At 58.3% G+C, this 14,505-nt stretch carries 12 protein-coding genes; 7 read left to right on the top strand and 5 right to left on the bottom strand.

The window, feature by feature from the left end; translation table 11 throughout:
• Positions 1–220: 220 nt before the first annotated feature.
• The 5 genes from ACODSN_RS06960 to ACODSN_RS06940 all read right to left on the bottom strand — a co-directional run bounded on the left by ACODSN_RS06960 (position 221) and on the right by ACODSN_RS06940 (position 5,864).
• On the bottom strand, positions 221–1,192 hold the full coding sequence (locus ACODSN_RS06960; RefSeq protein ID WP_489054183.1) for an Lrp/AsnC family transcriptional regulator: 972 nt from the start codon (positions 1,190–1,192) through the stop codon (positions 221–223).
• Positions 1,193–1,601: 409 nt separating this feature from the next.
• Complete coding sequence (locus tag ACODSN_RS06955; RefSeq protein WP_489054377.1) at positions 1,602–3,050, bottom strand: PQQ-dependent sugar dehydrogenase; 1,449 nt, start codon at positions 3,048–3,050, stop codon at positions 1,602–1,604.
• Positions 3,051–3,133: 83 nt separating this feature from the next.
• A complete protein-coding gene (locus ACODSN_RS06950) occupies positions 3,134–3,580 on the bottom strand; it encodes a nuclear transport factor 2 family protein (protein ID WP_489054182.1) in 447 nt (148 codons plus the stop codon).
• 62 nt (positions 3,581–3,642) lie between these two features.
• The gene (locus ACODSN_RS06945) at positions 3,643–4,983 is read right to left on the bottom strand and encodes a TonB-dependent receptor (RefSeq protein WP_489054375.1); all 1,341 of its coding nucleotides are present in this window, start codon (positions 4,981–4,983) and stop codon (positions 3,643–3,645) included.
• Positions 4,911–5,864 (bottom strand): TonB-dependent receptor plug domain-containing protein, encoded by a 954-nt coding sequence (locus ACODSN_RS06940; protein ID WP_489054180.1) that lies wholly within the window; start codon positions 5,862–5,864, stop codon positions 4,911–4,913. Before ACODSN_RS06940 ends, ACODSN_RS06945 begins: the two co-directional genes overlap by 73 nt.
• A 646-nt stretch (positions 5,865–6,510) precedes the next feature.
• On the opposite strand from ACODSN_RS06940, the gene ACODSN_RS06935 reads away from it, so the two are divergent.
• The 7 genes from ACODSN_RS06935 (at position 6,511) to ACODSN_RS06905 (ending at position 14,434) form a co-directional block, all read left to right on the top strand.
• On the top strand, positions 6,511–8,943 hold the full coding sequence (locus ACODSN_RS06935; RefSeq protein ID WP_489054179.1) for a TonB-dependent receptor: 2,433 nt from the start codon (positions 6,511–6,513) through the stop codon (positions 8,941–8,943).
• 49 nt (positions 8,944–8,992) lie between these two features.
• Positions 8,993–9,199, top strand: coding sequence for a hypothetical protein (locus ACODSN_RS06930; RefSeq protein ID WP_489054177.1), 207 nt, complete (start codon positions 8,993–8,995; stop codon positions 9,197–9,199).
• Positions 9,200–9,285: 86 nt separating this feature from the next.
• Positions 9,286–10,599, top strand: a complete 1,314-nt coding sequence (gene soxC, locus ACODSN_RS06925; protein ID WP_489054176.1) for a sulfite dehydrogenase — start codon at positions 9,286–9,288, stop codon at positions 10,597–10,599.
• A gap of 19 nt (positions 10,600–10,618) precedes the next feature.
• Complete coding sequence (locus tag ACODSN_RS06920; RefSeq protein WP_489054174.1) at positions 10,619–11,137, top strand: c-type cytochrome; 519 nt, start codon at positions 10,619–10,621, stop codon at positions 11,135–11,137.
• 69 nt (positions 11,138–11,206) lie between these two features.
• Complete coding sequence (locus ACODSN_RS06915) at positions 11,207–12,088, top strand: alpha/beta hydrolase family protein (RefSeq protein WP_489054173.1); 882 nt, start codon at positions 11,207–11,209, stop codon at positions 12,086–12,088.
• A 38-nt stretch (positions 12,089–12,126) separates the two neighbouring features.
• Complete coding sequence (locus ACODSN_RS06910; RefSeq protein WP_489054171.1) at positions 12,127–12,999, top strand: alpha/beta hydrolase family protein; 873 nt, start codon at positions 12,127–12,129, stop codon at positions 12,997–12,999.
• 100 nt (positions 13,000–13,099) lie between these two features.
• On the top strand, positions 13,100–14,434 hold the full coding sequence (locus ACODSN_RS06905; RefSeq protein ID WP_489054169.1) for an NtaA/DmoA family FMN-dependent monooxygenase: 1,335 nt from the start codon (positions 13,100–13,102) through the stop codon (positions 14,432–14,434).
• Positions 14,435–14,505: the final 71 nt, after the last annotated feature.

The following is a 14,505-nucleotide window of genomic DNA, read 5'->3' as shown; positions in this document are numbered from 1 at the left end:
GCTGAACGCGACGATAGATGTTCGATGTTTGCAAAGCGGTAGCAGGCCATAGCCCTGACGGAGCAATTTTATATTTGCATCCACTGGCGGCCGGAATGAGCCGCAAACGTAGAATCGTAAGATCGTTTAAATTCAAAGAGTTATCGTAGTCCGAAGCGTTTATGACATGCGCGGGAAATTTGGCAGCCAACGGTCACTAATGTCCCAATCGGACCACTAGCTAGACATATTTCTGACCCCAGCGAAAATCCATCTTGTGGTTGCCTACCAAAGTCGAAACCTGAACCCCGACGACGCCCTCGATCCTGGTCAGTTCCTGGTTTTTGATTTCCATGATGGCCCGAGCATTCTCGGCCTGCATGATGCCTTTGATCGGTGCGAATCCGGAGGTAACGAAAATCTGGGGCAGCCAGCTTTTTTGCCGCAGGCTGGCGATCACCTCTGCGACCCGGTTGGTTTCCGGCTCTATTTCGACCAGGGCAAAGGCGCCGATACCGAGCGCGGGCGGATTGAGCACGGTGATGAAACGCATCAGGCCGCGGCTTTCGAGCGACCGGATTCGATAGCGCACAGTGCTGGCGTTGATTTGACATTTGCGCGCGACCGCCTTGATCGACTGGCGCGCATTCAACAGCAGTTCGGCAAGGATTTGGCGATCGACTTCATCGACCTGGTCCTCCGGATATTCTTCGGCAAGATCGCGCAAGATATCCGTCGTTTCGATTCCGGGGTCGTGTCGAATATATTCCGACCGGAACAGCGCGATATCCAGGACGATCGACACCACTGAACGGTAAATGCCGTCGATCTTCCCGATCTGGTTGAACAGGAGTTCGTGGAGGCCCCCGAGTGTTCTGAAACGAACGATGACCAGCAAGTCATGGGGTCCCCCCAACAGCGTGCTAACCAGGATGACCTGTGCGATCGGCGCGATCTGCGCGGCTACGGATTCGACCGATGTGCGGCGCACGTCGATCAGCACGAAGCACATTTGCTGGCCGGCGGCAGCAAGATCCAGAACCGCCAATACCCGTGACACCTTGCGCCGGTCCATGGCTCGGATACGCGGTGCGACTTGGGCCAGGGACAGGCCGAGCGCATCGGCGACCATGCGGGTGCTGGCCTGGGGGTCACTCGTCAACACATTGAGGATTGCCCGGTCGAGGTCGGTAAGCGGTGGATGCGCTGTCATTCGCCTTCACCTGAACGCCAGCGGCAGAGCGCGCCATCGCGCGACTGTGTCATCAACATGCAACCAACCCCACGGGTCCAGACATAAGAGGTACTGCGGCGAACGGCCGCGAGAACGAGGGGATGGCTGGACGCGCTCCAGCCGGCCGACCGGATCTGCCCTATTATCCGGGACATATCTTGATCGCGGTTGCGCAAGAGAGGTGGACAGCCGCTCCGGTACTGACGCTCATAATCCCCGCTATAGCCAACGACACCAGAACGCCATTCGACGCGAACCGCCTCGATCACTCAAGTTCTATTATGAGATGCGCGCCGTGACAAGATAGCGGCCCGGCAAGCATGGGGCCAACGGGCACCACGGCGCTATCGCTTCATCAAAATCCTGTGTGGGAGCAGGCCCGTCTGTGTCACCGCGCCGGTCGCAGGCGCATGAGTTCGCCGCCGTCGGTGATCAGATAGATCAACCCGTCCGGACCGACCTGCACATCCCGCATGCGCCCGACATTGAACAGGACCGTCTCCAGAAGGACCACGCGATCCTTCGTGAGCGTCGCGCGCATGAGCGAGCGATACCGGAGCGTTCCGATGAAGGCGCTGCCTTTCCACTTCGGGAACGCCTTGCCGTTATAGAAACGGATCGACGACAAAGCGGGCGATGGCGACCAGTTGTAGACGGGCTGCTCCATCCCGGCTTGCAGCGGTCGCGGCGTGACCGCCTTATCGTCATAGCGGTGCCCCCAGGTGGTCACGGGCCAGCCATAATTTTTGCCAGGCAGGATCAGGTTGAGTTCGTCGCCGCCGCGCGGCCCGTTCTCCGTTTCCCAAAGCAAGCCGTTGTCGTCGAACGCCAGACCTAAGGGCACACGATGGCCATAGCTCCAGACGTAAGGAAAGGCGTCCTTCCGGCCCACGAACGGGTTGTCGGACGGCACAGTGCCATCCTCGTTCAACCGCAACACCTTGCCCTGCGGCTTGGCGAGGTCCTGCGCGGGGGCCTTTTCCTGATCGGATTCCATGACATTTTCGTCAAGAATGGGGTAAAAGACATGGCCTTTACCGTCGAAGGCGATCTTTGCCGAACCGGACATCAGACTTGGCGTCGTGAGCAGGTTTTGATTGTCGATCCAGCGGCCGTTATCGATACGGCCCCGGCTGAGGGTGATGCGCACCCCTGCGTCGCCCTTCACGCCGGGCTGCTGATCCGCCCAGGTCAGATAGACCCAGCCATTCTTCGCATAATCCGGATGGATCGCCACATCGAGCATCATGCGGCGCATCGCATCGTGCACCGGCAACCCTTTGGGGGTGCCAAGGATGGCATCGGAGACGCCGCCCGTCTTGTCTACGATTCTTAGCTCGCCCGTTGTCTGCGTCACCAGCATCCGGCCGTCCGGCAACGGAGCGAGGCTGTAGGGTTGCGGAACCTCCGCAACCTTTTCCACCCGAAAATCATGCACGGCCGAATGCACGATCCCGGTGGGCCACGGGTCCGCCGGAACGATGTTGGGCAGGGGGCCTAATTCCCCAGGCTGGACTGTATCGGCCTGGCTTCGAACGAAGGCGATCAACTCCTTCACCTGCGTGTCGGAGAGCATGTCCTTGAATCCGGGCATTCCGGCCGCCGCAAAGCCCTCATGGATGCTTTTCTCCAGTTCCTCGTCGCTGGATCCGTGCCGGAAGATTGGCCCGGTGATCGACGGCCCCTGAGCGCCACGCCCATGCTGGCCGTGGCAGGCCGCGCAATTCTGGGTGAAGGTGGCGAACCCCCGTTGTGCCTCAGGCGACAGGATCGCGTCGGCAGGCGGAGGATTTTGAGCCATGGCCAGCCCGAACGCGCCCAGACCGGCAAGCATCATCACCGCGACCGGCACTCTCCTGTGCCGCCGGTTATCCGGTTCCAACCCGGTGGGCCGGTTGCAAAGGGAGTGCCGCGGATCGATCATGCAGCCGGGCCGAAGTCGCTGCCTGCCGCCGCCGGGACGTTCTGCTCATCCATCGTCTCGAAAACGAGCGAGTCGGCGAGCTTGCTGTCATAATATCCGTCCATGTGACGGATTTTGCCGTCCCGCATGTGGAAAAGATAGACATACTGGTTGTTATACTCGCGGCCATCCGCCAGCTTCGAGAAGCCTTTGACCTGGCAAACGACCCGGTCTTCTTCCGCGGTGATGCTTTCATATTCAAAGCGGAGCCGTTCCTGAAACAGGCCGGGAACCGCAGCGGCAAAGGCCAGCACCTCGTCACGCGAACGCCAGCCGCCGATCTTGGCGGTATTGCGGTCTATATTGGCGAAATCATCCGTCAGGACGCTGTCCATCAGCGCCGTGTCACCATCTACAAGCGCTTTCAGATAGGCTATCGCGGCTTCTTTATTCTTCTCAATCATGAAACTTCCTTATGTATAAACGATGATATGCTGATTATGCGGCGTGTAATAGTTGGGCGGGGTCAGAACCTGACACTGCCTTCAAGGCCATAAGTACGCGGCGCGTCCCAGCTGCCCTGATATTGGGAAACGGACGACTGATAGATGCCGAATGTCTTGTAATCGGTTTTGCCGATATTCTTCGCATAGGCCCGCAGGGTGAAGTGATCGTTCGCAGGGGTAAAGCTGATGAATATATTCTGAGTGTTGTAAGCCTTCTGGGTCGCAGCCGCCCGCGCGAATTCGTCGAAATGGACCTTGCCGCTGAAATAGCTTTCACCGCGTACGACGATGTTCCCGCCCCCCGCCAGGTCGAAGCGATTTTCCAGACCGATGTTCAGCGTGTATGGCGGGGCGCGGTTGAGCCAGTTTCCCGAAACATCGGTGAGCCGGCTCGCGTCGTCGGGCCGGGGGTCGAACGCCGAGCAGGCGCCGGGGAATGCGGTCTGATCGCAGTTGACGAAATTTGTATATTTCGCCGACTGCACAAGGCCCGAAACATCGAGGCGGAGCGTGTCGGTGATGAGCGCATTCAGCGATGCCTCGACCCCGTATATTTTCGCCGCAGCGGCGTTTTCGACGAGGAAGGTGCCGACGCCGACGACCTTCTGCACCTGAAGATCCGAATATTTATAGTGATAGCCGGCGATGTTGAACCGGACGCGATTGTCGAACAGCTGGGATTTCAAACCGACCTCGAAGCCCTTGATCTTTTCCGGTGCGAAATCGTCGCCCGCGCTATTGGCGACAAAACCTCCCGATTTGAACCCTTTGGACCACTGGCCATAGAGCATGATCTTGTCCGTGATGTCATATTGCGCCCCGACCTTGGGCGTCCAGGCGGAGAAAGCTGCCCCCTTGGACGCCAGCGGGTAGTTGTATGCGGGCACCGGCGTAGTCACGGACTGGGTGGCGTCTTTGCGATCGTGATTATAGCGCAGGCCGCCGATCAACCGAAGATTCTCGGTCACGCTCAGCGTCTGATCCGTAAACAGAGCATAGGACTCAGACGTCTGGTCGGTCGTCACCGCGAAAAAGAAGCCAGGACCCGCAACGTCGAAATTCGTATAGGCCGAACTGCGGAATTTATCCTTAAAGTAAAAGGCGCCGTAGATGGATTTCAGCCGGTCATCGAACATCGAGGCTGAAAGGTTGATTTCCTGAGTGAAGGTGTGGCTCTTTATGCCCTGCTGCACGGTGATGCCGCGAAACGCGCTGGCATCGAGATCGATCAGCATCTTGTCCTTGAATGACTGGTAAGCGGTAATCGACTTCAGCGTGACGGTGTCGCTCAGATCATAGGCAATGGTGGCGTCGGTCTGAAAATAATTCGACGTCGTGCGGCTTTTGAGGTCGGTATATATGCGATGCGGCTCGATGGTCTGCGGGCTGAGACGCGGATCGGGCGAAGGTTCGAAAGTGGCGGACAGGGGTGACCCGCGCGAGTTGAGATAGATCGCTTCGAGATCGATACGAAAGCCATCGGCAGGGCGGAAGGCCAGCGCGGCCCGGCCCCCGGCGGAACGTCCGGTCTCGACCGACTTGGGTCCGACCGTCGCGAGATTCTTCGTGAAGCCCTTTCCTGATTATCGTAAATGCCGGAAACGAGAAAACCGACAGTGTCGGAAAGTGGGCCGGATATGCGTGCCTGACCACCATAGCGGTCGTAATTGCCAACCCGGCCGGTGATTTCCCCTTCGAAGCTTTCGGTGGGCGCCTTCAAAATATAGTTGATCACGCCGCCCGTGGCGTTGCGCCCGTAAAGCGTTCCCTGAGGACCCGACAGCACCTCCACCCGCTCAAGATCGGCCATCGCTGAATCGACGCTGCGCGAACGCGGCTGATAGACGCCGTTGATGTGGGTCGCGATCGAAGGATCTTCCGCGCCGGACGTAACGCCGGTGCTGATGCCGCGAAGCGCAATGACGCTCGTGCCGAAATAGCGGTTGACGACGAGGGACGGCACTTCGGACTGGAGGTCGGTAACGCTCTGAATTTGCCGGGTCTCCAGAGCGTCGCTCGACAGCGCCGTCACCGACGCGGCAACCCGCTGCGAGCTTTCCGACCGTTTTTGAGCGGTGACGATAATGTCTGTGAGGCCTTGATCCTGATCGGGCGACGGGGATGCCTGCTCGGCAGCCGCAGCCCGATCCTCGGCGAAGGCAGCGGTCGGCGACAAGGTTGCGATCACTGTTAGCGCGCTGGCCGCGAGCGCCGTGCAACGGATATTTTTCGCATAAATCATTGGTCCATCCCCTCATGGTTGGCCGCCTCGTTCGATCGAGCCGTGCTCACTTCTAGTCAGCGAAATATATATAATGGGCCGATATTTCAAGAAGATTTGAATTATAATGTGCATATGACCCGGAATGTTGTGAAAACAGAGCATAAATATAAATAACTTTTGCGCATTCCTCGCATCGTGCGGAAGCCAATTTTAGGGCACGTCACTAAGGCTGCGAGCGCGATGCATGATCTCCACGCCTGCAATGCGGGGTCGTATGGGGTGATGATGCCGATGCGATCTCGGAGTCTCGCGGCGAACGCAGAACTGGCGCCCGCGACCATGAAATCCGCCGCAGCCGTTTGAAAAATCAATTTTAAACATGCTCTTAGAATGGCGATTCAATTAATTATCTGGACAATCTAATTGCGGCGCCCATACCATCAGTGAATAAAGTATTCCGGTGTAAATTAAGAGGTTACGCCGATCTGGCGCATGGCCTATTTGAGCCGATATATCGTTTATCGTCACATAATTACGTAGATAATAGCATATATATAGAATAAGTTCGGGCATTTTGATTGACATATGCGGGATTTATTAATCCAATCGTCACCTTATCAAGTGTAAAACTGTCGAAATATAAATATAATAGGGGAGGGTATCCATGAGTACATCTGCCATCAGATCGATTCTTCTTGTCACGTCCGCGCTCGCCGCTGCGTCGCCGACCATCGCCGATGCGCAAGGCGGCGGCAGTCTTGCCGCCAGAAACGCCGTGGATCCCATGGATATCATAGTCACCGCGCGCAGGCGCGACGAGACGTCGATCGCGGTTCCCGTCGTGCTGACCGCGGTCACCGGAGCGGAACTGACCCGGCGCGGGGTCAACAGCGCTGACTCGCTGGCCCAACTGGTTCCCGGCCTTGCTTCCTCCGCGCACGCGGGGAGCGTTCAGGGCGGCACGATCGTGCTGCGCGGCGTGGCGGGGCCGATTAGCAACCCGTTGGGCGATCAGGCGGTCTCGTTCAACATCGACAACGTCCAGATCGCAAAGTCGAGCGTTCGCCGCCTGGGCTTCATGGATATCCAGCAGGTCGAGGTGCTCAAAGGGCCGCAGGCGCTGTTCTTCGGCAAGAACAGTCCGGGCGGCATCATTTCGCTGCGCACGGCCGACCCGACACCGCATTTCGCGGCCAAGGCGTCGCTGGGCTATGAGTTCAATGCGCACGAATGGCGCGGCGAAGGCTTCGTTTCCGGCCCGTTGACCGACACGCTCGGCGCGCGGCTCGCCTTTTATGGTTCGGACATGCGTGGTTGGGTGAAGAACATCGTGCCCAGTGACAGCCCGCTGCCGCCATTCCATCCTTACGGTCCGCGCGGACACGAATGGGCGGTGCGCGGTACGCTGAAGTTCGATCCGACCGACGCGTTCAGCGCGCGGCTCAAAATTTCCTATGGCAAGAGCAAGGGCGCATCCAACGCCTATAACGGGCAGGGGATCTACTGTCCGTTCGGGACCACGCAACTGGTCGGCGTGGTCAGCGACTGCAAAGCCGACAAGCGGGTCAATCGCACCGACAATATCGGCACGATCTTTACGCAATATGAGCCGAATTTTCGCGATGGCGAAACCTATGCGGAAAGCGACCAGATCCTCGCCGGACTGGAACTGAACTACAAGCTTGGCGACGCGATCGACCTGACCTCGGTGACTGGGTTTTATCGGAACATGTTTAATGGCACCGACCATTACCTTGTCTACCCGGCTGTGCCGATACTGCAGAGCGGCTCTGTCGGCCTGCCGGCGCTCGTGTCTTATCAGCATCTGAAGCACCGGCAGATTTCGCAGGAACTTCGAGCTAACAGCAGCTTTGACGGGCCGCTGAATTTCACGGTCGGCGGGATTTATACGGCCTCGCGATCGTCGATCTCCAACCATGCTTTTGCCAACGGCACTTTGCCCGTCGAGATATCTCAATATTTAATCGGGCAGAAGGGCACGGCCTATTCTGCGTTCGGCCAGGCGCGCTTCGACGTGACGCCGCAACTCGAACTGTCGGCGGGCGGACGCTATTCGCATGAAAAGAAAACGCTCCCCGTCACCATGGCGGATTTTACGCTGTCGCGCACCAATCCGATGGTGCCTTTCACACCATCCAATACGCAGGCTTCGTGGAACGATTTCTCCCCGGAACTCACGGTCACTTACCGGCCCACCGACAAGTTGACCCTCTTCGGATCGTACAAGCGTGGTTTTCTGTCCGGCGGTTTCAACGGCAGCTTGCCGACGGCCAGCGTGCCGCTCGATTATGGCCCGCAGAAGATCAGAGGCTTCGAGGGCGGCGTGAAAGCCTTGTTGTTTGACGGCGCGCTGCGCGCCAATTTGTCCGCCTATAGTTATAGTGTGCCCGGCCTCCAGATTACCTCCTTCGAGATCGTCAACAACGTCAATATCGGCACGCTTCGGAACGCCGGCGGGGCGCGGACCAAAGGTATCGAGTTCGATTTGAACTATCGCACCCCGATCGATGGACTGACCGTGAGGGGCGCGATCAGCTACAACCATGCCCGCTACACCGAATATTTCGGGCCATGCTATACCGGGCAATCGCAGGCGATGGGCTGTAATTTGCGAGCGCTGGGCGGTGGCCAGGCCCGACCCGTTCTGCCGGGCGAGACCGGCAACGCCCAGGATCTGGCCGGAAGGCAACTCATCAACGCGCCGGAGTGGGCGGGCAATGTAGGCGTGAGCTACGAAACCCCGCTTGGCTCGGCAATGAAGCTCGGCCTCTCGTCCGACCTCAATTTTGCCGGTGGCAACCCGACCAACAGCGCGCTGTGGGAGGGGGCGGACTCGCCGAAATACGCATTGCTCAGCGCCACCATGCGCATCGCCGATGCCAAGGACGCCTGGGAAGTCGCTCTTATCGGTCGCAATCTGACGGAGCAATATTATTGGGCGAGCGGGCAGAATATCAGCATTACGGGGAGCGGACCCACCGGCGGTGTAAACCCCGGCAGGCCTTCGGACGCATACGCCGTCCCCAACCGCGGGCGGGAGATCATGCTTCGCCTGACCGTCGCTTTCGGACAATGATTGGAATTTGCGGCTGCTTGTTGGAAACGGACAGGAAGAGGTGTCTACCATGAAGGACATTGCATTTTCACGGCGCAGTCTGTTGGCTACTGGTGTCGGATCATTGGTGGCGGCTCTTCCCGTTGCGGAAGCCAGTGCTGTACCAGCAGAAGCGAATTTCGCAGAAGCAAAAGACAAAATTTCTTCGCCGCAATCCGTGACGGAAGCGACATCCTATATTCCGGGCATAATAGAATTCGAAATCTGGTCGGTCTGAGGCTGCGGTCATCAGGCGAACCATTTGATGGCCGTGTGTCGCATTGTCCGCACGGCAGGACCTTCTGATATAAGGGCGCGTGTGCAATGGCTGGCGACAGGAATTTGCATCATGATGCGGCTTCGGAATTTGTAGCCGGAAGCGGCCTGCTGCACCGGCGCGCTTTGCTGTTGGGTGGAGCGGTCGCCACCGGCGGTCTCGCACTCCGTTCGGCAGTGGCTGTTGCGGCGCCCAATCCGGCGTCGGCGATCGCCGAAGGCCAGCCCGGAACCATGCGCACGCCTGGTGCCCCCTTCGCCGAATATGGGCAACCGGCCCGGTTCGAATCGGTCAAGCGCACCACGCGCACGCGGTTGCCCGAGCTGGCGCCCGGAACAGGAAGCAGCCTGACGCCTCTCCAGCATCTTCGGGGCACCATAACCCCCAATGGGCTGCATTTCATACGCGCCCACAACGGGATCCCGGAAATCGATCCCGCCGAGCACCGATTGCTGATCCACGGTCTGGTCGATCGCCCCCTCGTCTTCGATATGAACGCGCTGATGCGCTACCCGATGGTGTCGCGCATCCATTTCATCGAATGTACCGGCAACAGTGCGATGAACGGCAATATCGTGTCGGAAGCGCCGCAGGTCTCCGTCGATGTCATCCATGGTCTTGTGTCTTCGGCGGAATGGACCGGCATCCCGTTGGCGATCTTGCTGGATGAGGCCGGTATACGCCCGGAGGGCCGCTGGGTCATCGCCGAAGGCGCCGATGCCGCCGGTATGAGCCGGAGCATCCCCCTCCATAAGTGCATGGATGATGCGATGATCGCGCTTTACCAGAATGGCGAGAGGGTTCGCCCCGAGCAGGGCTATCCGATGCGACTGCTGTTGCCGGGGTTCGAAGGCAATATGTGCGTCAAATGGCTGCGTCGCCTGAAAGTCACCGCGGAACCTGTGCATAGCAAGGACGAGACGTCGAAATATTCCGATCTTTTGCCCGACGGAAAAGCGCGGCAGTTCACTTTTGCGGTGGGCGTCAAATCGGTGATCTGCAATCCGGCCGCGGGACTCGCGATGCAGGGTCCGGGCTTTTACGAGATTTCCGGAATTGCCTGGAGTGGCTACGGGCGCGTTGCAAAGGTCGAGGTGTCGGCCGACGGCGGCCGCAGTTGGGCTGAGGCGGCGCTGAGCCAGCCGGACCTGCCGATGGCCATGAGACGCTTCGCTCTGCCGTGGAAATGGGACGGTCGGCCCAGCATAATGATGAGCCGGGCAACCGATGATGAGGGCAATGTGCAACCGACCCGCGCCGAATGGGCGACCGGATATGGTGCGGCCCAGCCCTATCATTGCAACGCCATCCAGAGCTGGGTGGTCCAGAGTGACGGGAGCATCCGAAATGTCTTTGCGTAGCCATGGCTGGAGCGCTGCGGTGACGGCTGCCCTGCTTTGGGCGGGCATGGCACAGGCCGGACCTGGCCTGGGGAAACCGGCAAGCAAGGAGCAGGTCGCAGCCTGGGATATCAGCATCGGACCGGACGGCGCCGGCCTTCCGCCCGGTCGTGGCAGCGTGAAGGCTGGGGCCGCGATATTCGAAACCCAATGCGCGATATGTCACGGTGCCAGGGGCGAGGGCGGGAAGGACCTTGCCGACGCGCTGGTGGGGGGAAAGGGATCGCTTGCCACCCAACATCCCGTCAAGACGGTCGGCAGCTTCTGGCCCTACGCCACCACCTTGTTCGACTATATCCGCCGGGCGATGCCGCTCATGGCTCCCATGTCATTGTCCAACGACGACGTCTATTCGGTTACTGCCTATGTTTTGTCGCTGAACGGAATAATCAAAGACAAGAATTTCGTCATGGATGCGAAAAAACTCAAAGACATTAAAATGCCAAATCGCGATGGTTTCGTTGCGAGTGGTGAGGAAAAATCGCCAGAGAAAAAATGAATATTTATAATTTAGCGTAATGTTTGAACATGATTACGAAATATAAGAATTAATATACAGGAGGGTAGATTGCAGTCAGCGCAACAACGTCTGTCGCTTGATCTCGACGCCTATTTTCGTGATCCCGAATATGTTGATCCGAAATTGCCGCCTCACTTCATGCAATTTTCCATCGATAGCGGCGGTACGAACGTGCCTGTGAAGATGTGGCTGGCGGGCGGCGCGGGGGCAAAGGGCACGGTGATTATCAGCCCTCCCATGGGCGGCAGCGACAGCATGAACAGTGTCGCTATCCCGCTCATGAACGCCGGCATCCATGTCCTGTCCTATCGCCCCAGAGGCATCAGGGACCCCAAGGTCGCCTATAGCCAGATGAAACAGATGGAAGACATCCACGCGATGATAAACTGGGTCGTCGCGAACGCAGGCGCCAACAAAACAGCGCCGTTCGGTCCCCCGCTGCGTCTCGACCCCGAGCGGATCGCTCTTTTCGGAATGAGCGGAGGCGGCGGCAATCTTTCCTATGCCGTTTGCGCCGAATCCAAACACGCAAATTTTGCGATCGCGGTTGCCACCGGAAACATCGAGTGGGCGCTGCGTCCTGATAATCTCGAAAAATTGCGCCCCATGTTCAACAGGATAAAAGAAACCACGCGCGGGCGCCATGATTATGAAGCCTGGATGCTGGCGATGACGCCTGAAGAGGTCAAGAGCACGAGCCTTATCAATATCGCTCCTAAACTCGTTTCCGAGCATCTGCTGCTGCTCGGAGGATATAATGACATGACGGCGCCGATCGCCATGCATCATAACCTGATCGCCAAAGCTTTGCAGGATGCCGGTGTAAAGGATTTTACATCTCGGGTACTGGAAACCGATCATGGATTTACTACGAAGCGTTATGCGCTTCCTCGCGTGATGATAGCATGGTTGCACCAGCGCGGTTTCTAGACGCGGATATGACATGAAATTTTTTCCAGGGGCTCGTCATGGATAAGCTGTGGGCAGATATTGATAGTGCGTTCGATGATTTCCCTTTTCGCGATCCGGAATTTCCTCTTTCCGCCTCGCCCGTCATCGTCGATACTGAAAAAGGCACACTTTTCGGCGACCTGACGATGGCTGGCGGGCCGGGGACGAAAGGAACCGTCATTCTGACGCCGCCGATGGGCGATGGCGACGATCTGGCAAGCCTGATCGTGCCGCTGACCTATGCCGGAATTCACGTTCTGACGTTCAAGCCTCGCGGGACATCCCGCGAAGGTGAGGCATATTCGATGCCGAAAGCCGTCGATGACGTGCATTCGATCATAAGCTGGATCGTGGCCAATTCGGGGCCTGACAAGGTCTCCTCGGCAGGTCTCGGTCTTTGTCTCGATCCGAGCCGCATCGCGCTTTGCGGCATCGGGGACGGCGGGGCCAATGTCAGTGTTGCGGCCTGCGCCGAGTCCAGCACCGCCAATTACGTGATTGCCGTTGCGCCGGGCAATCTCGATGCCCAGCTAAAGCCCGAAGTCTTTGCGAAAGCCAGACCATCCATGCGCGCGCTGAAAGAGGCTACTCTTGGCGAGATCGACATGGAAGCATGGTATGATGCGCTTACGGCAGCCAATAAAGCGCGCCTGAGCGTGATCCAGCAGGCCCCCAAACTGGTGGACAAGCATATATTGCTGCTGGGGGCGAAGCGGGACACGGTATCGCCCATTGCCACCTGCCATGAACCCAATGCGCGCGCCTTGCGCGCTGCGGGTGCCAGGCATTTGACCGAGGTGGTGCTGGATACGGATCATCTTTTCCTGACGAAACGTTATGCCCTTGCTCGTCAGGTCATCACCTGGTTGCGAACCGAGGGCGGGTTTTGACGAAGAGATAGGGCGCATCGCCACGTCCGGCGCACAGCGTCTGCCGTTCCACCGATATCGTCTACGATAAATAAAGCTATTGATTGAGAGGAGTATCCGGATGGTCGCGCACAGAAAAATGGCGATCGGCTGGTTGATGGAGCCGGCCGGCACTCATGCAGCGGGGTGGCAGCAGTTTGCGGGTCAGCGCGACATCGCAAACGACATCGATCATTTCGCCAAAATGGCGCGAGAAGCCGAAGCGGCCAAGCTCGACTTCATTTTTCAGGCGGATTCGATGTCGATCCGGCCCGGTCCGATCGATTCGGTCGCGCGGCACATAACCTATTCGAACATGCTGGAGCCATTTACGCAAATGGCTGCGCTGTCGCAGGTGACATCCCGGATCGGCCTTGTGTCCACCGCCTGCACAAGTTTCTGGGAGCCATTCAACCTCGCCCGCCTTGCGTCATCGATCGATCATATCAGCGGCGGTCGCTTTGGGTGGAACATCGTCACTGGCAGGCATCCGCTGGCGGCCCCCAATTTCGGCGTCGATAAGATCATGCACGCCGATCGGTACAAAAGCGCCCACGAATTTACCGAAGTGGTCCTTGGCCTTTGGGACAGTTACGAAGACGATGCTTTCTGTCGTGATCCCGAGTCAGGTTATTATTTCGATCCGGCGAAGATTCATGTCCTCAATCATGAAGGCGAATTTTTCAAGGTTCGCGGCCCGATGAATCTGGGAAGGCCGCCGCAAGGCCGTCCGGTGCTGGTCCAGGCGGGGTCTTCCGGCGATGGCAAGGAGTTTGCCGCCCGGTTCGGGGAGGTGCTTTTCACACAGATCGGCACGATCGAGAAAGCCCGCGAATTTTACGACGACATCAAGGAACGCATGGCCAAATATGGGCGCGAGCCGGACGAAGTCCGCGTTCTCACTGCCTGGAGCGTCGTTGTTCGCGACACTGTTCAGGAGGCCGAAGAGGCCTATGCCGAATTGCAGGAAAAACTGCATCCAGACCTTATAAAGCACACCGTTTCATTTGATCTCGAAACGGACGTCATGGACCTCGAACTGGACGATTACGTCACCCTGGACCGGCTTCCTGCAGACGCCAATTCAAGCAAATCGGGCGATGCATTGCTTCGGGAATGGCTCACGGAAAGACCGATGACGGTGCGCGAAATCTATCATAAATTCTCGCAGAACCGTTCCGGATTGAAGATTTGCGGGGATGCCAAACAGGTCGCCGACTTCATGGAAGAATGGTTCAATGCCGGCGTCAACGACGGCTTCATGCTGCTTTTCCCGCTTTATTCGGGCATGCAGGACTTTGGCAGGCTGGTTATCCCGGAGCTTCAGCGCCGGGGGCTGTTCCGTCACGAATATGAAGGCCGCACACTTCGCGAGCATCTCGGTCTCAAACGTCCCCCTCACCGCACCTGGAGCTGACGTCCCGGCTTCAGGCGTTGCCTGCCCCCGCTGTGGGGGAGCAGCGCCGCCAATCATGGCGACGGCGCAAC

Source organism: Sphingobium sp. FG11, from assembly GCF_057809915.1.
The sequence above is the reverse complement of the archived record's forward strand: the minus strand, read 5'-3'. Positions and strand labels throughout refer to the sequence as shown.